This window comes from Clavibacter tessellarius (assembly GCF_001618005.1).
Classification (GTDB): domain Bacteria; phylum Actinomycetota; class Actinomycetes; order Actinomycetales; family Microbacteriaceae; genus Clavibacter; species Clavibacter tessellarius_A.
Window position 1 is genome coordinate 31,641 of record NZ_LQXA01000024.1, and the last position, 20,230, is coordinate 51,870.

18 protein-coding genes are annotated in these 20,230 nt (G+C 73.8%); 7 read left to right on the forward strand and 11 right to left on the reverse strand.

Translation table 11 applies throughout. The features are described 5' to 3' along the window. Positions 1–642, forward strand: coding sequence for a DinB family protein (locus AWH51_RS06130; protein ID WP_063071218.1), 642 nt, complete (start codon positions 1–3; stop codon positions 640–642). Positions 643–673: 31 nt separating this feature from the next. Here the strand turns inward: AWH51_RS06130 and AWH51_RS06135 are convergent, their stop codons facing one another. The 5 genes from AWH51_RS06135 to AWH51_RS06155 form a co-directional block, all read right to left on the reverse strand. Then, the gene (locus tag AWH51_RS06135) at positions 674–3,700 is read right to left on the reverse strand and encodes an alpha-mannosidase (RefSeq protein WP_063071219.1); all 3,027 of its coding nucleotides are present in this window, start codon (positions 3,698–3,700) and stop codon (positions 674–676) included. Positions 3,701–3,831: 131 nt separating this feature from the next. Further along, a complete protein-coding gene (locus AWH51_RS06140) occupies positions 3,832–4,662 on the reverse strand; it encodes a carbohydrate ABC transporter permease (protein ID WP_254654493.1) in 831 nt (276 codons plus the stop codon). Positions 4,663–4,742: 80 nt separating this feature from the next. Further along, positions 4,743–5,711, reverse strand: coding sequence for a carbohydrate ABC transporter permease (locus tag AWH51_RS06145; protein WP_063071251.1), 969 nt, complete (start codon positions 5,709–5,711; stop codon positions 4,743–4,745). Positions 5,712–5,756: 45 nt separating this feature from the next. Further along, positions 5,757–7,145, reverse strand: coding sequence for an extracellular solute-binding protein (locus tag AWH51_RS06150; RefSeq protein WP_063071220.1), 1,389 nt, complete (start codon positions 7,143–7,145; stop codon positions 5,757–5,759). Between the two features lie 144 nt (positions 7,146–7,289). Further along, the gene (locus AWH51_RS06155; protein ID WP_063071221.1) at positions 7,290–8,555 is read right to left on the reverse strand and encodes an ROK family protein; all 1,266 of its coding nucleotides are present in this window, start codon (positions 8,553–8,555) and stop codon (positions 7,290–7,292) included. Between the two features lie 173 nt (positions 8,556–8,728). Between AWH51_RS06155 and AWH51_RS06160 the strand changes: the two genes are divergently transcribed. Beyond that, entirely contained in the window at positions 8,729–9,892 is a 1,164-nt protein-coding gene (locus AWH51_RS06160) for an iron-containing redox enzyme family protein (RefSeq protein WP_107490170.1), read from the forward strand. Further along, positions 9,889–10,158: a CDGSH iron-sulfur domain-containing protein gene (locus AWH51_RS06165; RefSeq protein WP_063071222.1), complete on the forward strand. Its 270-nt coding sequence runs from the start codon at positions 9,889–9,891 to the stop codon at positions 10,156–10,158. The genes AWH51_RS06160 and AWH51_RS06165 overlap by 4 nt, the downstream gene beginning before the upstream one ends. Before the next feature lie 10 nt (positions 10,159–10,168). On the opposite strand, the gene AWH51_RS06170 is transcribed toward AWH51_RS06165, so the two are convergent. Together AWH51_RS06170 and AWH51_RS06175 are read right to left on the reverse strand one after the other, a co-directional pair. Further along, the gene (locus AWH51_RS06170; RefSeq protein WP_063071223.1) at positions 10,169–11,080 is read right to left on the reverse strand and encodes a neutral zinc metallopeptidase; all 912 of its coding nucleotides are present in this window, start codon (positions 11,078–11,080) and stop codon (positions 10,169–10,171) included. Between the two features lie 31 nt (positions 11,081–11,111). After that, positions 11,112–12,371 carry an ROK family transcriptional regulator gene (locus AWH51_RS06175; protein ID WP_063071224.1) on the reverse strand — a complete coding sequence of 420 codons (1,260 nt, stop codon included), beginning with the start codon at positions 12,369–12,371 and terminating at the stop codon, positions 11,112–11,114. A 140-nt stretch (positions 12,372–12,511) separates the two neighbouring features. Between AWH51_RS06175 and AWH51_RS06180 the strand changes: the two genes are divergently transcribed. The 4 genes from AWH51_RS06180 to AWH51_RS06195 all read left to right on the forward strand — a co-directional run bounded on the left by AWH51_RS06180 (position 12,512) and on the right by AWH51_RS06195 (position 17,415). Then, positions 12,512–13,795, forward strand: a complete 1,284-nt coding sequence (locus AWH51_RS06180; protein WP_107490171.1) for an ABC transporter substrate-binding protein — start codon at positions 12,512–12,514, stop codon at positions 13,793–13,795. A 29-nt stretch (positions 13,796–13,824) separates the two neighbouring features. Then, positions 13,825–14,760 (forward strand): carbohydrate ABC transporter permease, encoded by a 936-nt coding sequence (locus AWH51_RS06185; protein ID WP_081234927.1) that lies wholly within the window; start codon positions 13,825–13,827, stop codon positions 14,758–14,760. After that, the gene (locus tag AWH51_RS06190; protein ID WP_063071225.1) at positions 14,760–15,665 is read left to right on the forward strand and encodes a carbohydrate ABC transporter permease; all 906 of its coding nucleotides are present in this window, start codon (positions 14,760–14,762) and stop codon (positions 15,663–15,665) included. The genes AWH51_RS06185 and AWH51_RS06190 overlap by 1 nt, the downstream gene beginning before the upstream one ends. Before the next feature lie 61 nt (positions 15,666–15,726). Further along, the gene (locus tag AWH51_RS06195; protein WP_063071226.1) at positions 15,727–17,415 is read left to right on the forward strand and encodes a glycoside hydrolase family 13 protein; all 1,689 of its coding nucleotides are present in this window, start codon (positions 15,727–15,729) and stop codon (positions 17,413–17,415) included. Between the two features lie 45 nt (positions 17,416–17,460). On the opposite strand, the gene AWH51_RS06200 is transcribed toward AWH51_RS06195, so the two are convergent. The 4 genes from AWH51_RS06200 to clpS form a co-directional block, all read right to left on the reverse strand. After that, positions 17,461–18,111 carry a DNA alkylation repair protein gene (locus AWH51_RS06200; RefSeq protein WP_063071227.1) on the reverse strand — a complete coding sequence of 217 codons (651 nt, stop codon included), beginning with the start codon at positions 18,109–18,111 and terminating at the stop codon, positions 17,461–17,463. Then, entirely contained in the window at positions 18,108–19,121 is a 1,014-nt protein-coding gene (locus tag AWH51_RS06205; RefSeq protein WP_063071228.1) for an NAD-dependent epimerase/dehydratase family protein, read from the reverse strand. Before AWH51_RS06205 ends, AWH51_RS06200 begins: the two co-directional genes overlap by 4 nt. Before the next feature lie 114 nt (positions 19,122–19,235). Further along, positions 19,236–19,751: a DUF2017 family protein gene (locus AWH51_RS06210; RefSeq protein WP_063071229.1), complete on the reverse strand. Its 516-nt coding sequence runs from the start codon at positions 19,749–19,751 to the stop codon at positions 19,236–19,238. Further along, a complete protein-coding gene (gene clpS / locus AWH51_RS06215) occupies positions 19,748–20,143 on the reverse strand; it encodes an ATP-dependent Clp protease adapter ClpS (RefSeq protein ID WP_063071230.1) in 396 nt (131 codons plus the stop codon). Before clpS ends, AWH51_RS06210 begins: the two co-directional genes overlap by 4 nt. Between the last annotated feature and the right edge of the window lie 87 nt (positions 20,144–20,230).

Sequence of the window (20,230 nt, forward strand, 5' to 3'; positions counted from 1 at the left end):
ATGACCGCAGCGCAGCCTTCATCCGCGAGCCCGTCCGAGCACGGCGACGACGCCGTCCGGGATGACCTCGTCCGCCACCTCCGCCTCGCGCGCGAGGCCCTCGTCTGGAAGCTCGAGGGGCTCGGGGAGCACGACGTGCGGCGTCCGCTCGTGCCGACGGGATCCAACCTGCTCGGGCTCGTGAAGCACGCCGCGGGCGTCGAGGCCGGCTACCTCGGGTTCGTCTTCGGCCGGCCGTTCCCCGAGCAGCTGCCGTGGATGGAGGAGAACGCGCCGCCGAACGCCGACATGCGGGCGACCGCCGAGGAGTCGCGCGCGGACGTCCTCGGCCTGTCCGCGCGGGTGGGCGCGCACTCCGAGGCGACGCTGCACGCGCTGCCCCTCGACTCCGTCGGGCAGGTGCCGTGGTGGCCGGGGGAGGCCGGTCGGGTGACCGTGCACCGGATCGCCGTGCACCTCATCGCGGAGCTCAACCGGCACGCGGGGCACGCGGACGTCCTCCGCGAGCTCGTCGACGGATCCGCGGGCCTCCGGGCCGACAGCGGCAACCTCCCCGACGGGGGCGCCGCGTTCTGGCGGGCCGAGCACGCCGAGACGGAGCGCGTCGCCCGCGAGGCGGCGGGGCTGCCACCGGTCGGCTGACCGGGCAGCCCCGCCGGGCGTCGGCCCCGGGCTAGCGGCGCGCGATCCGGAGCGTCGCGATCTGGAACGGCAGGAGCGTCAGCTCGATCGCCGCGCCCGCCGCGTCCTCGCCGGCGCCGTCGAGCGGGCGCTCGAGCAGGTCGGTGCGGCGGGCGGCGCCCAGGCCGAGCGACGGATCCACCCGCACCACGGTCGACTCCCGCCCGCCGCGCGCCTCGTAGAGCCGCACGACGAGGTCGCCCGAGCGGTCCTCGGCGAGCTTCACGGCCTCGATCACGACGGCCGCGTTCGACGAGGTGACGAGCGGCGCCACGCCGTGGTCGCCCGCGACCTCGCGCACCGGGAGGTTGAGCCGGTAGCCCGCGTCCGCCGCGTCGAGCACGTCGGGCGCGACCCGCACCGCGGAGCGCAGCACGTGCCGGCCCTGGTCGGCGTGCGGGTCGGGGAACACGGGTGCCCGCAGCAGCGACTGGCGCACGAGGGTCGCGCTGCCGCCGTCGGGCCGGGGTATGCGCGTCACATCGTGCCCGTAGGTCGCGTCGTTGGCCACCGCCACCCCGAAGCCCGGCTCGCCCACGTGCACCCAGCGGTGCGCGACCGTCTCGAAGCGCGCGGTCTCCCAGGACGTGTTGGCGTGCGTCACGCGCTGGACGTGCCCGAACTGCACCTCCGAGGCGGCGCGGTCGGCGTGCACGTCGAGCGGGAACGCGAGCTTGAGGAGCTTCTGCCGCTCGTGCCAGTCCACGTCGGTGACGACCTGGAGCTCGGGCTCGCCGACCGGCAGCGTCCACGTCTGCGTGACGCGAGAGGAGCCGAACGCGCGCTCGACCACGAGGGCCGCGCCGTCGATCCGCACGGCCTCGACCTCGGTGAGGTCGGTGCGGTTGCGGCGGTAGGCGTCGTCGATGTCCCACGCGTCCCACTGGTTGGGGGTGTCGCGGAACAGCTGCAGGAGCCCGAGGCGTTGGCCGGGGGCGACGATCTCGCGGCCGGACGCGGCGTCGACGAGCGAGGAGACCGTGCCGTCGGCGGCGAACCGGGCCCGGACGAGTCCGTTGTCGATGACCCAGCCGTCGGCGTCGGGGACGGGCGCCCCGGCAGGCGGGGCATCGACCACGACGGCGGCCGCCAGCGCGCCGACGCCGTCCGCGTCCACCGGCGCCGCGTTGAAGGCGATCCGCCGGTCGCCCGATCCCGCGAGCGCACCCTGGGCCTCCGCGACCAGCTCCCGCAGCCGCCCCTGCACGCGCGCGTGCTCGCGCTCGGCCTCCTGGTGCACCCACGCGATGGAGGTCCCGGGCAGGATGTCGTGGAACTGCAGCAGCAGCACCGTGCGCCACAGCGCGTCGAGCTCGTCGTGCGGGTACGCGACGAGGTCGCGGACGGCCGCGGTCGCGAGCCAGAGCTCCGCCTCCCTCAGGAGGTGCTCGCTCCGCCGGTTCCCCTGCTTCGTGCGCGCCTGCGAGGTGTAGGTGCCGCGGTGGAACTCGAGGTACATCTCGCCCGACCACACGTGCGGGTCCCGGATCGAGGCCCGGGCCGCGTCGAAGAACGACAGCGGCGTGCCGAGCGTCACGCGCGGCGATCCCTCGAGGTCGTGCGTGCGGCGGGCGGCCGCGACCATCTCGCGCGTCGGACCGCCGCCGCCGTCGCCCCAGCCGAACGGCACGATCGACGCGTTGCTCACGGCCTTCTCCGCGTGCTGGCGCTCGGCGCGCGCGAGGTCCTCGCCGGACAGGTCGGAGTTGTAGGAGTCCACCGGCGGGAAGTGCGTGAAGACGCGGCTCCCGTCGATCCCCTCCCAGAGGAAGGTGTGGTGCGGCATCGTGTTCGTCTCGTTCCACGACTGCTTCTGCGTGAAGAAGTACTCGGCGCCGGCGCCCCGCACGATCTGCGGCAGCGCGCCCGTGTAGCCGAAGGAGTCCGGCAGCCACACCTCGCGGGAGTCGATCCCGAACTCCTCGAGGAAGAAGCGCTTGCCGTGCACCAGCTGGCGCACGAGCGCCTCGCCGCCCGGCATGTTGGTGTCGGACTCGACCCACATGCCGCCCACCGGCACGAACCGGCCCTCGGCGACGCGCTGCCGCAGGCGCTCGAACAGCTCCGGGTGGTCCTCCTTCAGCCACGCGTACTGCTGCGCGCTGGAGGCGGCGAACACGAAGTCGGGATCCTCGTCCATGAGCGCGAGCACGTTGGAGAAGGTGCGCGCGACCTTGCGGCGGGTCTCGCGCACGGGCCAGAGCCAGGCGGAGTCGATGTGCGCGTGGCCGACGGCGGTGACGCGGTGCGCGCTCGCGTGGGCGGGCGAGGCGAGCACGGCCCGGAGCTCCTCGCGGCCGGCGGAGGCGGTGCCGGCCACGTCGTCCGGATCCACCGCGTCGCACATGCGCTCGAGGGCCGCGAGGATCTCCGCCCGGCGGGACGACGCCGGGTCCAGCTCCGCCATCAGCCCGCGCAGCGTCCACACGTCGCGGTCGAGCTCCCACACGGCCTCGTCGCGCCAGACGAGGTCCATGGTGCGCAACCGGTAGATCGGCTCGTCGCCCGCGGTGGCGGGATCGCCGAGCGGCGTCTCGCCGTGAAAGGAGTCGCCGCCGATGTCCGGGTTCGAGGCCGCCTCGATCCAGAGGTCGATGCGCGTGCCGGGAGCCGTGCCCGCCCCGATCGCCTCCAGCGGCACGTACCCGTTGTACGGCTCGATGGCCTTCACGACCCGGCCGTCGGGCCGGTGCACGAGCCCCTCGGCCTGGAAGCCGGGCTGCCGGTCGCTGAAGCCGAGGTCGACGACCACCTCGAGCGCGGTGCCCTCCGCATCGGCGTCCCCGGGCACGACGCCCGTGACGTGGAACCACGTGGTGCCCCAGGCGCGGCTCCACGGCGTCCCGACCGCGAACGGCCGGAGCTCCTGCCGCACCGCCTCCGCGAACGGCACGGGCTCGCCGGGCGCGTCCCACGCGTGGACGTCGAGCGGCATCCGGCGGCGGTGGATGTTCGGCACGAGCCGGTCGCGGACGAACCGCTCGATGCGGGCCTCGGCGAGCGCGGTGATGGGGGGCATGGTCGTCTCCGATCGTGTGGCGCGGCGGACCGCGGACGGGATGGGTCGGGCGGCACGCGGACGGCGCGCCGGTGGGGCGGGGTGGGGCAGGGTGACACGGGCGGCGGGGCGACGCGGATGCCGCCCGCCGATCAGCCCTTCACGGCGCCCGCCAGCGCGTTCGAGCCGCCGAGCGTGCGCGACACGAGCACGTACAGCGCGATGACGGGCACCGAGTACACGAGCGAGAACGCCGCGAGCTGGCCGTAGGCGACCGATCCGTACTGCCCGAAGAAGTCGAAGATGCTCACGGCGGCCGGCTGCTTGTCCGGGCTCAGCAGCAGGATGAAGGGCACGAAGAAGTTCCCCCACGCCTGGATGAACACGAAGATGGACACGACCGCGATGCCCGGCCGCATGAGCGGCACGACGATGTGGGTCAGCGTCCGGAACATGGACGCGCCGTCGGTCCACGCCGCCTCCTCGAGCGAGATCGGCACCGAGTCCATGAAGTTCTTCGCCATCCAGATCGCCATCGGCAGGCTCGTGGCGGCGAGGAAGAAGACCGTGCCGCCGATCGAGTCGATGAGGTCGAGCGTGACGAAGAGGCTGTAGACGGGCACCATCATCGCGGTGATGGGGAGGCAGGTCCCGAAGAGGATCCCGTAGAGGAAGGGCTTGTTGATGCGCATCCGGTACCGCGACAGCGGGTACGCCGCGAGGATCGCGACCACCACCGTCACGATCGCGCAGCCGCCCGAGAGGATCATGCTGTTCATCAGCGGGATGAAGGAGATCTCGGGCGTCAGGACGGCGCGGAAGTTCTCGAGCGTGAACTCGCTCGGGACCTTCGCCGACAGGGTCGCCGACGGGTCGAAGGCCGCGAGCAGGAGCCAGACGAGCGGCACGGCGAAGCACAGGGCGACGACCACCAGCACGGCGTTCGCCACGGCGCGCATCACGCGGCCGCTCGGCGAGGTCATGCGCGATCCCGGCGGACGGGCCGACCGCCGGGATCGCGCCGGCCGGGTGGAGGTCGAGGTCATCGTGGTCACGGCCATGGTCAGTCCACCTCCGGGCGGAGCGCCCTGATGTAGATCACGCTGAACACGGCTCCGACGAGGAGCATGATCGTCGCGATCGCGGTGCCGAAGCCCAGCTGCGAGAACTGGAACGCCTCCTGGTAGGCGAGGATCGGCAGGGTCGAGCTGCTGGTGCCGGGGCCGCCGCCCGTCATCACGTAGATGAGGGTGAAGACCGAGAGCGTCTGCAGCGTGGTGAGCATGAGGTTCGTCGAGATGCTGCGGCGGATCACCGGCAGCGTGATGAAGACGAGCCGCTGCCACCCGGTGGCGCCGTCCACCTCGGCGGACTCGGTGATCTCCGGCGGCACCTCCTGCACGGCGGCGGCGTACACGAGCATCGAGAAGGCGGATCCGCGCCACACGTTCGCGAGGATCACCGACAGCAGCGGCAGCCCGTAGAGCCAGTTCGCGCCCTGGATCCCGAACCAGCCGAGGATCGTGTTGAGCGTCCCCGTGTCGTTGAAGAACGCGTACGCGGCGAACGCCGCGACGATCTCCGGCAGCACCCAGGCGGCGATGACGAAGGTGCCGACGACCGCGCGCACGACCCGGTTCCCCTGGCGCATGAGGAGCGCCAGCCCGAGGCCGACGACGTTCTGTCCGACCACCGCCGAGAAGAACACGAACGCGAGCGTGAGGAGCACCGACTTCGGGAAGTCGGGGTCCGCGAACAGCGCGGTGTAGTTGTCGAAGCCGATGAACCGCGCGCCACCGGCCGCGTACCCGGTGAGGGACGCGTCGGTGAAGGAGCCGTAGAGGCTCGAGATCACGGGGCCGAGGAGGAACAGGGCGAGCAGCACGATGGCGGGGAGCAGCGGGACCGTGCGTGCGCCGGTGCGGAGCGCGCGGGCACGGGCGCGTCCCGGGCGGACCGGAGGCGGCCCGCTCGAGCCCGACGCCCGGCCGTCGCCCGGTCCGGCCGCGCCCCGCTGGTCGACGCCCCGCACGTCGGCGTCGGGGCCGACCGGGACGGGGGCGATGGTGGCCACGGGTCAGTCCTCGGCCTTCTGCGTCCCGTCGGCGCCCACGATGCCGACGAGGGCCTGGTCGTAGGCGGCCGCCGCCTCCTCGGGCGACTGCTGGCCCGTCATCACCGACTCCATGGCGACCGTGATCGCGTTGGAGATGCGGCTGTAGTCGGTGGTCGCCGGGCGGAAGTGCGTGGTGTCGACGAGCGAGGAGAAGAACGCGGAGGTCGGGTTCGAGGAGACGTACTCGGGATCCTCGGCCACGTCGCTGCGCACCGCGATCTGGCTGGCGGCGATGTCGTACGACTTCGAGCCCTCCTTGTCGAGCGCATCGGCGATGAACTCGAACGCCTTGTCGGGGGCCTTCGTCTTCGCGCCGGCGGCGAGGGTCCAGCCGCCGGACATGCTCACCGATCCGGGTGCCTGGCCGTCCTGCGTGGGCATGGGCGCCTGGCCCATCACGGTGTCCCACTCGGGCCACGGGTTCGTGCCGCTGTCGAGCCAGGTGCCGCTCAACCAGGATCCGTCGAGGTCGATGGCGAGCTTGCCCTGGGGCAGCCACTGGCCGGCGACGATGGTGGCGATGTTGGTGTCGAGCGCCTCCTCCGGCTTCGGGCCGACGCCGCCCTGGTAGACGTCGCGGATGAAGCCGAGCGAGTCCTCGAAGCCCTGCGAGCCCGTGAGCCACTTGCCCGAGCCGTCGTCGTAGAGCGTGCCCGTGGGCGTGCCGTAGTGCAGCATCTCGAAGCCCTGCATCGTGGCGCCCTCGCCCTGCGGCTTGCCCGAGTAGACGTTGAGCGGCACGACGTCCGGCAGCTTCGCCTTGATGGTCTTCGCCGCGTCGAGCACGTCGTCCCAGGTCTTGGGTTCCCACGGCACGGGCAGACCGGCCTTCTGGAACAGGTCCTTGCTGTACCAGAGGGCCCGCGTGTCGGTGCCCATCGGGATCCCGTAGACCTTGCCGTCCTCGCCGACGCCCGCCTGCTTCGCGGAGTCGAAGAAGCTCGACCAGTCGTCCCACGTCGCCACGTGCTCGTCGAGGGGGAGGAGGTAGCCGGCGGCGGCGTCGGACTTGACCTTGAAGGTGTCCTCGTACATGACGTCGGGGGCGGTGGCGGGCGAGCGGTTCATCAGCGCGAGCTTCGTGAAGTAGTCGTCGTTCTGCGCGGCGATGGGCACGAGCTCGACCTTCATCCCGGGGTTCGCGGCCTCGAAGGTCTTCGCGGTCTCCTTCATGTGCTCGTCCATCTGGGTGAAGGTGCCGAACTTCTGGTACGCGACCTTGAGGGTCTTCCCGTCCCCGCCGCCGGCGCCGCCCGAGCAGCCGCTGGCGAGGAGGAGGGCGGCGACGGAGGCCGCCGTGATCTGGAGGATGCGCGCTCGCGTCCGGCGGTGCGGCGTTCGATTCGTCATGGTGCTCCCTTGCTCCACTGGCCCGGACGGTCGGCGTCGTCGCCGGTCGTCGAGGGTTAGCCAAACGTATGGACTAATCCATGTCAAGACATCAGGCGTCATCCTCGGGCGGTCGCGCGGTGGTCCATGCCGGACCCGGCGGCGCTACGGGCGGATGAGCATCGCCGACGGCCGCGGAGAGAAGGCGTTGTCGAGCACCAGGCAGGCGGCGCCCACCGCGGCCACGTCGTCGCCGATCGCCGACTCGACGATCCGCACGGGGTGCTTGGCGATGAGCGCGGGGGAGCGGCGCACCTCCTCGGGCAGGAGCTCCAGCACGACCCGCGAGATCGGCTGCCAGAAGGGCCCGCCGCAGACCACCTCGTCGAGGTCGAGGAGGTTCACCTGGATCACGACGGCGCGCGCCAGGTGCCGCGCCGCCGCCTCGACGATGCGGCGGGCGGGACCGTCCTCCGCCTCGGCGCGGACGGCCAGGGCCTGGAACGCCTCGCCGATGAGGCGCATGTCGACCGCGTCGCCGCTCGCCGCGGCCTCCGCGAGCGCGGCACCCGAGACGTCGCCCGTCGCGAGGATCCCGCCCTCCACGGCCTGGCGGACGAGCGCGTGCGGCGTGATCAGCTCGCCGACGCAGCCGATCCGCCCGCAGGTGCACCGCCGCCCCCGCGACGCCACCATGATGTGCCCGGCGTCGCCCGCGTTGGAGCTCGCGCCGCGCACGGGCTCGCCGCCCAGCACGAGGCCCGTGCCGAACCCGGTGCCGTAGTAGACGAAGGCGAGGTTCCGGCGGCCGCCGTCGCCGAACCATAGCTCGGCCACGGCCGCGGCGGTCACGTCCTTCTCGAGCAGCACGGGCAGGCCCGTCGCGGTGGCGAGCGCGGAGCGGAGCGGCACGTGGCGCCAGAGCGGCAGCATCGGCGGATCCAGCACCAGGCCCTCGGCGACGTCGATGGGCCCGGGCGCCGCGATGCCCACGCCGAGCACCGCCGCCCGGTCGACGCCGGCGTCGCGGATCAGCCCGTCCACGAGCCGGGCCACGAGCGCGACGACGTCGTCCGGGCGCGACGCGGACGGCGTCGGGGAGCTCGCGTGCCGGAGCACGGCGCCCTCGAGGTCGAGCAGCACCGCGGTGATCACGGCGGGGTCGACGTGCACGCCCACCGCGAGGCGGCCGGCGGCGACGAGGTGCAGCAGGGTGCGGGGCTTGCCGGGCCCGCGGATCACGGTGCCGCCCTCCCGCACGAGACCCTCGTCGATGAGGCGGCGGGCGACGTTCGTGACGGTCTGCGCGCTGAGGCCGGTGCGCTCGGCGACCTCGGACCGGCTCGCGCCCTCGGCCGCGCGTCGGATCGCGTCGAGCACGACCGTGCGGTTGTAGCCGCCGATGGCGGGGAGGTTCGTGCCGCGTCGCATCGGCATCCTCCTCGCGCCCGGCCGCGCCCGCCGTACGCGGGCCCCTCCGCAGTATCCCGGATGCACGGCACCCGCTCGGCCGCCGGCCGCCCCCGACCCCGTTCCCTTACCGCTGCCCGGGGCGGCGGCGACACGCCCGGCCGGGCGTCCTCGGGTCGGAGGAGGGTGGGTGCATGACCGACGTCCTCACCGCCCACGAAGCGGTCCGCACCCTGCCCCTGCCCGTCCCCGCGCCGCGCGGCCCGCTGAGCGCCGCGCTGATCGCCGACCTCCTCGACGCGCCGGCCGGGACCGCGGCGTCGCGGGACGCGGGCGCCGACGGATCCGCGCGCACCGGCAGCGGCACCGCCGGCGACGCCCTCGCCATGGCTGCCGCCCCCGACCTGGCCGCGCTCGCCGCGGAGGCGCTCGCCGCGACGGACGACGTCGTCCGCGACGACGACGTCCAGCTCGCCCTCTTCTGCCTCTACGAGCTGCACCACGCCGGGATCGCCGGGGTCGACGACGACCGCGAGTGGGACCCGCGCCTCATCGCCGTGCGCGGGATCCTCGAGGCCGCCTTCGAGGCCGCCCTGCGCGAGCGCGTCGCCGTCCCCGAGCGTCCCGAGCCCACGTCCGGGGGCGTCGCCGCCGCGCTCTTCGCGCTCACCTCGGCCGACTCCGGGCCGTCGCTGTCGCGCTTCGTCGCCCGCACGGCGACCGCGGACCAGCTCCGCGAGTTCCTCACGCACCGCTCGATCTACACGCTGGGCGAGGCCGACCCGCACTCCTGGGCGATCCCGCGCCTCCGCGGCCGGTCCAAGGCCGCGCTGGTCGAGATCCAGGCCGACGAGTACGGTGGCGGCCGCCCCGAGCGCGTGCACGCGACGATCTTCGGCGCGACCCTCCGCGGCGTCGGCCTCGACGACCGGTACGGCGCCTACCTCGACGACGTGCCCGCGATCACGCTCGCGTCCTCGAACGCCATGTCGCTCTTCGGCCTGCACCGTCGCCTCCGCGGCGCCATCGTCGGCCACCTCGCCGCGTTCGAGATGACCTCGAGCGTGCCGAGCCGCCTGTACGCCAGCGGGATCCGCCGCCTCGGCTTCGGCGACGACGTGGCCTGGTACTACGACGAGCACGTCGAGGCGGACGCGGTGCACGAGCAGATCGCGGCCCACGACCTCGCGGGCGGGCTGGTCGAGTCGGAGCCCGAGCTGCTCGACGACGTGCTGTTCGGCGCCGCGGCCTGCCTCGAGGCCGAGGGCTGGGTCGGCGCGCACGTGCTCGCCAGCTGGAAGGCCGGCCGGTCGTCGCTCCGGGAGGGCTCGACGGCTTCCGTCGTGGCGGCCCCGTGACCGCGCTCCCCGCGGACGACGAGGACCTCGCGGCGCCCGCGCGACCGGCCGCCGCCGAGCCGCCCCGGATCATCGCGTACCCGGACGGACCGCTCCTCGTGCGCGGCGAGTTCGAGATCGTCGACCCCGAGGGCCGGCCCGTGCCGCGCACGCGCACGACGGTCGCGCTCTGCCGCTGCGGCGTCTCCTCGATCAAGCCCTACTGCGACGGCACGCACCGGCTGGTCGGCTTCCGCACGGATCCGCCCGCCCCCGCGGACGGGTAGCGGCAGCGGACTAGAGCCGGGCGCCGGGCACGGCGAACGTGTCGCAGGCCGACGGGCCGCCCGCGCGACCCGCCTCGAACCAGCGCTGGCGCTGCTCGGCGGATCCATGGGTCCAGGTGTGCGGGTCGACCTCGCCGCCGCTCGCCGCCTGGATGCGGTCGTCGCCCACGGCCGCCGCCGCGTCGAGCGCGTCCCGCACCTCGGCGTCGCTCACGGGCTCGAGGAACGCCGTGCCCGTGTCGTCGCGGATCTCCGACGCGGCGCCGACCCACGCGCCCGCGTAGCAGTCGGCCTGCACCTCGAGCCGCACGGAGTCCGACGTCGGGCCGGTGCCGCGGCGGTCGGCCCGGTCGAACGCGCCCGAGAGCTGCTGGATGTGGTGGCCCCACTCGTGCCCCACCACGTACATCTGCGCGAGCGGTCCGCCCGAGGCGCCGAAGCGCGTGCGGAGCTCCTCGAAGAAGGTCGTGTCGACGAAGAGCCGCTGGTCCGGCGGGCAGTAGAAGGGCCCGGTGGCGCTCGACGCCTCGCCACAGCCGGTCGTGGTCGCGGCGTCGAAGAGGGAGAAGCCCGGGGAGGCGTAGTCGGCGACGCCCGCCTCGGGCGCCGCGGTGGTCCAGTACGTGTCGAGCGAGTCGGCCGCGCCGGCCATGCGGCAGTCGACGCTCGCGTTCGCCTCCGCACCGGTCGTGCAGCCCTCGATCGCCTCGTCGCGCTCCTCGGACGCGCCGCCCGCGCCGGCCCCGCCCCGTCCGTCGACCAGCTGCGACAGGTCGACGCCCGTGAACTGCTGCACGAGGATCACCGCGATCACCACCACGAGCCCGCCGCCGCCCGCCGCGATCCCGGTCGTGCGGCCTCGGCCGCCGCGGCGCCGGGTGACCTTGCTCGTGTCGATGCGGGCGTCGTCGTCGAAGGTCATGTCCCGAACGTACCCGCGGGCGACGGGGGCGTCAGGAGCCAGCGCGCCCTGCCTCCCCGCGCCGGTGCCCGGGGAGGTCGAGCTCGAACGCGCAGGCCCGGACGTGGTCGAGCGCCCGCGTCACCGCGCCCAGCGTCACGGCGCCGTCCCCGAGCTCCGAGGCGACGACCTCGGGTGCGGGGCCATGCGCGATCTCCGCGAGGAGCGGGATCGTGCGGTGGATGAGGAGACCCGCGGCCGGGGCCACGGCGCCCGCGATGATGATCCGGTCGACGTCGAGCATGCCCTCCAGCACCACGCAGATGCGGGCGAGCCGGGCCGCGAGGCGGTCGACCAGCGCGAGGGCGCACGGATCGCCGTCGTCCGCGGCCGCGAGCACCTCCGGAGCGCCCAGCTGATCCAGCGGCACAGCGGCCAGGGTCGACCGGGCGTCGATCGTCCCGTCGTCGCGTCCGGCGCGCGCCCACTCGCGGAGCAGCAGCCCGATACCGTGGGCCGACCCCACGCCCGCGACGAGGTCGAGCAGCCCCATCTCGCCGGCGGCCCCGCGCCGCCCCCGCACGAGGCGCCCGTCGAGCACGAAGCCCGCGCCGAACCGCTCGCCCGCCAGCAGGGTCACGGTGGATAGGACGTCCTGCCCCTGGCCGAACGCCCGCTCCGCGACGGCCGCGAGGTTGGCGTCGTTCTCGACGATGACGTGCGTGCCGGGGCGCGCCAGATGGGTGGCGTAGCCGGGGTTCATGGTCGGCCAGAAGCCGCCGACGCCCTCGGGCGACGCGCCCTCGAGGTCGGTGGGGGCGGGGACGCCGACGGTGATCACGAGCACCTCGGAAGCCGCCACGCCGGCCTCCTCGCGGGCCGCCGCGACGAGCCGCGCGACGGCCGCGCGTCGCGTCGCCCCGGCGTGGGGGCCGCCGGGGTCCGGATCCAGCTCGCCCGTCGCGCGACCGACGACGCGGCCGCGGAGGTCGGCGACGACGGCCGTCGCGTGGTGCTGCCCGGCATCGACGCCGACGACATGGGCCGCGTCGGCGACGAGCGTGTACCGCCTCGCCGGCCGACCCGTGCGGTAGGCGCCCGTGGACCGGGCGTCGTCGGTCGTGGTCAACCAGCCGCGGGCGATCAGGTCGTCGCAGACCCCGATGACGGTGGACCGCGTGAGTCCTGTGCGGCGGATGAGGTCGCTCGCGGTCACGACGTCGGCATCCCAGGCGTGCCGCAGCACCTCGCCCGCGTTGATCCGCCGGAGGACCCCGGGGGAGGAGGCGCCGGTCGCCGCTGCGATCGTCATGTGCTGCCCGCCTCGTGTGGTCGACCGTCGTCCGCTGTTGGCCATTGTGCCACCGGCCGGATTCATCTACGGTCTAAATCTAGACCTCCAATCAACCCGTCCCGGCATCGCCGCCGGGCCGACCACCGGGAGACGACGACGTGCCCACACCCCCGCTGCCCACGCCAGGGCTCCTCACCCGACGCTCCGTCCTCGCCGGGATAGGAGCGGTCGGGGCGAGCCTGGTCCTCGCCGGATGCGCCTCGCCGGGAGGGCCCCGGCGCACCGACATCACCTTCTATCAGACCAAGCCCGAGGCGATCGGGTACTTCTCCGACCTCGTCGAGCGGTTCAACGAGTCGCAGTCGTCGATCCGCGTGAGCCACGACACGACGTCGGGCATCGCCGCGGGCTTCGTGCGCGGCAACCCGCCGGACGTCGCCGCGTTCACCTACAACCTCGAGATGGCGCGGTTCATGGAGCGCGGCGCCCTGAGCGACCTCGGCGACATGCCGGAGGCGTCGACGATCCGCCCCGCGGTGCGGGAACTGGTCGACCAGTACGCGACCTACCCCGGGCGGACGAGCGTGCTGCCGTACTCGATCACCGCCGCGTCCGTCATCTACGACCGGGAGGCGTTCCGCGGGCAGGGCCTCGAGGTCCCGACCACCTGGACGGAGCTGCTCGCCGTGGCCGACGCCCTGCGCGCGGGCGGCGTCGATCCGCTCTACAGCACGTTCCGCGAGCCGTGGACGGTCGCGCAGGGGCTCTTCGACTACACGACGGGCGGATCCCTGGACGTCGCCGACTTCTTCGCCCGGATGGGGGAGGCGGGCACGGAGGTCGGCGAGGGGGCCGGCGTCTCCTTCGAGCGGGACTTCGCGGAGCCCGTCGATCGCATGCTCCAGCTCGCCGCGTACTCCAACCGCGACGCGTCGAGCCGTGGCTACGGCGACGGGAACCTCGCGATGGCCGAGGGCCGGGCGGGCATGCTCATGCAGGGCCCCTGGGCGCTCGCGGAGATCGCGAAGACCGCGCCCGACGCCGACCTCGGCACGTTCCCGCTGCCGATGACGGAGGATGCCGCCGACCGCCGCGTGCGCGTCAACCTCGACCTCGCCCTCTGGATCCCCGAGTCCTCCGCCAAGAAGGAGGCCGCGCGGGAGTTCCTGTCTTTCCTGATGACCCCCGAGATCCAGGACGCCTACAACGAGGAGTTCCTGGCCTTCGGGACGACGACGAGCGCGCCGCCCGTCACCGACCCCCGCATCGTCGACATGCAGGCCTTCTACGACGACGGGGCGTTCTACCAGGGGGCGTCGAAGTCGGTGCCCCTCACCATCCCCACCGAGAACTACGTGCAGGGCATCGTCACCGGCCAGGACGCCGCCGCCACCCTGCGGACCATGGACGCCGACTGGCGTCGCCTGGCCTCCCGCACCTGAACCGCCGACGGATCGAAGGAGATCACCTCGTGGCGACCACCACCCCCATCAGCGCCCGGCCCGTCGCGGCCGCGCCATCCGGCGCACGGCCCCGTGCCGCGCGCACCGGCAGGAGGACCGACCCGGTCTTCTACCTGTTCCTCATCCCGACGCTCGTGCTCTTCACGCTCGCGATCACGCTGCCGGCGGCGCTCGGCGTCTTCTACAGCTTCACCGACTCGATCGGGTTCGGCGACTTCTCCTTCGTCGGCATCACCAACTACACGGCGATGGCCACGGATCCCGCGATCCTCAGCTCCTACGGCTTCACGCTGGGCTTCGCGCTCGTCACGGTGATCCTCGTGAACGTCGTCGCGTTCCTCCTGGCCGTCGGCCTCACCGCGCGCATCCGCTTCAGCAACGCGCTGCGGGCCGTCTTCGTGATCCCCATGGTCGTCTCGGGCATCATCATCGCGTTCGTCTTCAACTTCCTGTTCTCGAACTCGCTGCCCGCGCTGGGCACGGCCCTCGGGATCGGCCCGCTCTCCTCGAGCGTGCTCGCCGACGCGGACACGGCCTGGCTCGCCATCGTCGTCGTGACCGCGTGGCAGGCCGTGCCGAGCTCGCTCCTCATCTACATCGCGGGCCTGCTCGCGATCCCCGGCGAGGTCTACGAGGCGAGCTCGATCGACGGCGCGACGGGGTGGCAGCAGATGCGCTCGATCACGCTGCCGCTCGTCTCCGGCTACATCGTGATCAACACGATCATCGGCTTCAAGAACTTCCTCAACGCCTACGACATCATCGTCGGCCTCACCAACGGCGGGCCGGGCACGTCGACCCGCAGCGTCGCGATGACCATCTTCACGGGCTTCACCGGCGGCGACTACGCCTACCAGATGGCGAACGCGACGCTCTTCTTCGTGATCGCGATCGCCATCTCCCTCCTGCAGCTCAAGCTCACCCGCGGAAAGGCGGCCGTCTGATGGCGAATCCCGCGATCGTGTCCCCGCCCGCGCGCCGCACGGGCGACCCCGACGCGCCGAGGCGCCGCTCCGGCGGCCGCGTCGGGCAGGAGCGGCGCAGCATGCCGCTCACGATCCTGCTGGTCCTCTGCACTCTCACGGTGCTCGTCCCGCTCTACGTCACCGTCTCCATGGCGTTCAAGACGAGCGCGCAGGCGGTCGACGGCAACGCGTTCAGCCTGCCCGCGCCCGTCGACGTGGGCGCGTTCCGGGCCGCGTGGGAGCTCACCGACTTCCCACGCGCCTTCGGGATCTCCGTGCTGGTGACGGCGGCGACCGTGGCCGGCACCGTGATCCTCGCGTCGCTCGCCTCCTACGCCATCGCGCGGAACTGGGACAGGAAGCTCTTCCGGTACTCCTTCTACTACCTGCTCGCGGCGATGTTCCTGCCGTTCCCGGTCGTCGCCCTGCCGCAGATCAAGCTGACCGGGTTGCTGGGGCTCGACAACCCGGCGGGCGTCGCCATCCTGCACATCATGTTCCAGCTGTCCTTCAGCATCCTGCTGTTCTCGGCGTTCCTCCGATCGCTGCCCGCCGAGCTCGAGGAGAGCGCCCGGCTCGACGGCGCGACCACCTGGCAGGTGTTCTGGCAGCTGGTCTTCCCGCTGCTCGCGCCCATGAGCGCCACCGTCGGGATCTTCGCCTTCCTCGCCTCGTGGAACGACTTCGCGATGCCGTCGCTCATCACGGCGGATCCGGCGCTCCAGACGCTGCCCGTGGTGCAGAGCATCTTCCAGACGCAGTTCAGCAACGACTACAACGTGGCGTTCGCGTCGTACCTCATGGCCATGGCGCCGGCGATCGTCGTCTACCTCTTCACCCAGCGCTGGGTGATGGCGGGCGTGACGCAGGGCGCCATCAAGTGATCCCGGCCGCGGCCTCCTCATCCACCCGCACGACCACCTTCGACCGAGAGGCACCCACCCGATGACCGACCAGCTCGAGCACGCCCCCGACCGGACGCCCCGGACCCCCGACGCCGAGTGGTGGCGCCAGGCCGCCGTCTACCAGATCTACCCGCGCAGCTTCCAGGACACCGACGGCGACGGCATCGGCGACCTGCCGGGCATCACCCGCCGCGTGCCCTACCTCCGCGAGCTCGGGATCGACGCGGTGTGGCTCAGCCCGTTCTACCCGTCCGCGCTCGCGGACGGCGGCTACGACGTCGACGACTACCGCGACGTGGATCCGCGCCTCGGCACCCTCGATGACTTCGACGACATGGTGCGCGCGCTGCACGACGCGGGCATCCGGCTCATCGTCGACATCGTGCCGAACCACACCTCGGACCGGCACGCCTGGTTCCCGGAGGCGCTCGCGTCCGAGCCCGGATCCGCCGCCCGAGCCCGCTACGTCTTCCGCGACGGCCTCGGGGAGCGCGGCGAGCTGCCGCCCGCCGACTGGACGAGCGCGTTCGGCGGACCCGCGTGGGAGCCGGTCGGCGACGGCCAGTGGTACCTGCACTACTTCGCGACCGAGCAGCCCGACCTCGACTGGTCGAACCCCGAGGTGCGCGAGGACTTCCTCGCCACCCTGCGCTTCTGGTCCGACCGCGGGGTCGACGGCTTCCGCGTCGACGTGGCGCACGGGTTGGCCAAGCACCTGCCCGACGAGCTGCCCTCGCAGGCGGAGCTCGACGCGTGGGACCAGACCGCCGGCGACCACCCGCTGTGGGACCGCGACGAGGTGCACGGCATCTACGCCGAGTGGCGCCGCGTGTTCGACCTCTACGACCCGCCGCGCACGGGTGTCGCCGAGGCGTGGGTCGACGCGTCCCGCCGGCACCGCTACGCGAGCGCGGAGGGTCTCGGCCAGGCGTTCAACTTCGACCTCCTCGAGGCGGACTTCGACGCGGAGCAGTTCCAGCGCATCATCACGGCGAACCTCCGCCAGTCCGAGGAGTCCGGCTCGTCGAGCACGTGGGTGTTCTCCAACCACGACGTCGTGCGGCACGCGACCCGCTACGGGCTGCCCCCGCGCGACGGGGATCCCGTGAAGCAGGGCGCGGCGTGGCTGCTGTCGGGCGGGCGCGCGCCCGAGGTCGACGTGGCGGCAGGCCTCCGGCGCGCGCGCGCGGCGTCGCTCCTCATGCTGGCGCTACCGGGATCCGCGTACCTCTACCAGGGCGAGGAGCTCGGCCTGCAGGAGGTCGCGGACATCCCGCACGACGCCCGCCAGGACCCGTCGTACTTCCGGAACCCCGGCGTGGACATCGGCCGCGACGGCTGCCGCGTGCCCCTCCCGTGGGAGCGCTCGGGACCGGCGTTCGGCTTCAGCGACGCAGGCGCGCACCTGCCGCAGCCCGCGTGGTTCGGCGCATCGTCGGTCGAGGTGCAGGAGGCCGACCCGACCTCCACGCTGCACCTGTACCGTCGCGCGCTCGCCCTGCGCGCCGAGCTGCAGACGGGGGAGACGCTCGAGTGGCTCCCAGCGGAGGAGGGGGTCCTGCACGCGGTGCGGCCGGGCGGCTGGCAGGTCGTGGTCAACTTCCGCGCCACGCCCGTGCCCATGCCGGTCGGCGAGGTGCTCGTCGCGAGCGGGCCGCTGGGCGACGACGTCGACTCCGCGGGAGCGGCCCAGCTGCCGGGCGAGACGGCGGTGTGGCTGCGCGCGTGAGCTGAGGCGGTCGAGCTCCCATGCGCGTGATGCGGGACCGCGCGCTCAGCCGTCGGGGACCGGATCCGCGGCGAGGTCCGGGCGGGTGCCCTGCACGACGTCCCGCACCCGCTCGACCGCCTCGCGCACCACGTCGTGCCCGCCGCGCGGCGCGGCCTGCGCGAGCCGCGCGCGCCGGACGAAGCCGTCCCAGTCGCCGCCGCCCGCGCGCAGCGGGCGCGTGGGCGCGAGCAGGGCGGCGCGACGCAGCCATACGTCGGCCTCGCCCGCCCAGCGGTCGAGCGCGGCATCGGCCCTGGCGCGGGCCGGCCCGGCCAGGCGCTCGACGAGCGGGCCGATGACGTCGAGGGCGAGCGGGTCCACGAGGGCCCGCAGCCGCGCGTCCCGCACGAAGCCCTCGATCCGCGTGAGGTCGCCGTTGTCGAGCCGGTCGACGTGCTCCTGCAGCAGCACGACCGCCGCCAGCCGTCGCTCGTACACGCGCGACCGCCAGAGCTCCGAGGCGAGCGCGACCGCCTGGTCGCGGGTCATCCCGGGACGCCGGCGGCCGAGGTCGCGCACCGTGCCGCGGACGGCGCCGACGGACGCGCCCACGAACTCGAGGTCGGAGCCCAGCCGCTCGCGCTCCGCCTCGGCGCGGTACCAGGCGCCCTCCCGTTCGAGCGCCGCCGCGACGAAGTCCGCGTCCTCCGTCATCCGGCGAGCGGCGCCGAGCCCTCGCGGCCGCTGCGGTGCACGAAGGCGCGGCCGAACTCGGTCAGCACCTCCTCGGCCGTGTGCGTGGGCGTCCAGGCCAGCACCTCGCGAGCGCGCGCCGTCGACATGACGGGCACGTTCGCGGCGATGTCGATCCATCCCGGATCCGTGCGCTGGACGCGCGCGCGCCAGCTCGCGGACACGAGCGCGCGGAGCGCCGGCAGCGGCACGACCACGACCCGGGCGTCGAGCAGGCGGCCGACGAGCGCGGGGTCGACGACCGGCTCGGCGGCGATGTTGAACGCGCCGGGCGCGCGCCGCTCGACGGCGCGCCAGAACGCGTCCGCGACGTCCTCGTTGTGCACGACCTGCGACACCAGCTCGCGGGGGAGCGGCAGCACCGGGGTGCGGGTGGCGAGGCCCAGCCAGCGCGTGGGGATCCAGCGGCCGAGGAAGAGGCCCGCGATCTCCGCGGCGGCCTCGTCGTGCATCACGAGCCCGGGGCGCATGCGCGTCACCACGACGTCCGGGTGCTCCTGCTCGAACGCGTCCATCGCCCGCTCGTTCTCGGCCTTGTGCCGGGAGTAGTGCGACGTGTGGATCCCGCCGGTGGGCCACGACTCGTCGCGCGGCCGGTCCTTCGGCGCCGCGCTGTACGCGCCCACCGAGGAGGCGACGACCACCTGCGGCACGCGCGCCTGCGCGACCGCCTCCAGCACGTGGGCGGTGCCGATGACGTTGGTGCGGTGCATCACGCGCTCGCGGTGGTTCGGCTGCAGGGCCCAGCCCAGGTGGATCACGGCGTCGGCGCCGCGCATGGTGGCCGCGAGCCCGGACACGGCACCCGCCGCGCCGATGTCGGCGAGCCGCCAGGTGACGCCGGAGTACGGCTCGAGGGAGGCGTCGGGCATGCGCCGCGCGACGCCCACGATCTCGGCCCCCGCCGCGTGCAGGCGCCGGAGCACCCCGGTCCCCAGGTTCCCGGTCGCTCCGATGACGACGACGCGCATGCTGCTCCTCTCCTGCGGACGGGACCCGGCGGGCCGGCTGGTCCGCGGGTCCCCTCCATCATGCTCGCCGGAGCGCCGCGTGGAGCCGGTGCGCGGCGGGTGCCCCGCCGACGCTCAGCGGTCGACGGCCTCGATGAGCGAGCCCTGGGCGAAGGTCAGCCAGTCGTAGAGGCTCGCGCTCTCGCGGGGCGCGCGGTCGCGCCAGCCGTCGGCCTCGTCGATCCGCAGCGGCACCGAGATCGCGAGCCGGAGGTCGTTGAGGGTGCGGAGCCAGGCCTGCGCGCCCGTCGGATCCAGCACCACGAGCAGCCCGCGCCGTCCCGCCCCGCGCGCGTCGGCCTCCGCGAGGGTGGCCTCGACCGTGGTCGCGTTCGCGGCCTTCGCCTCCGAGAGGTCGGACGCCGTGAAGCGCCGGAACTCCGCGGACGCCTCCGCGTCGTCCGGGTAGGCGTCGGGCAGCAGCCGCTCGGCCACGGGGGAGGGGGCGGCGCCGTCCGTGGCGCCGCCGGTCGCGGCGCCCTCGTCGAGGATCCCGCGGAGCTCGCCGAGGAGACCGCGCAGCATCTGGACCTCGTGCGGCTCGAGGTGCGCGGCGACGGTGCCGTCCGGCCGAGCCCGGAAGGCCCTCACGCGTCCACCCGCTCGAGCGTCGCCCAGAGGCCGTAGCCGTGCATGGCGAGGACGTGGCGCTCGATCTCCTCGCGGATCCCCGTGGCGACGACCGCCCGGCCGTCCTCGTGCACCCGGAGCATGAGCTCGTCGGCGCGCTCGCGCGTGAAGCCGAAGTAGCTGCGGAACACGTAGGAGACGTACGTCATGAGGTTCACGGGGTCGTTCCAGACCACGCAGCTCCAGACCGGCGGGGTGTCGGGGCGCTCCAGCAGGGACGTGTCGGAGCCGGGGCTCGCGCCGGGGCTCGCGCCGGTGCCCGTGCCGGGGTCGCCCGCGGGCGGATCCGCCGCGCGCCGGGCCAGGGGGAGGGGGCGGACGGCGGCGCGCGCGTCCGCGTGGATCGTGGTCATGCCGCTCCTCGGGTGCCCACCCGGCCGATCTCCGGGGACTCCATCCTCTCGCGCCGGGACGGGCCGTCGCGACGCCCCCGTCCTGCG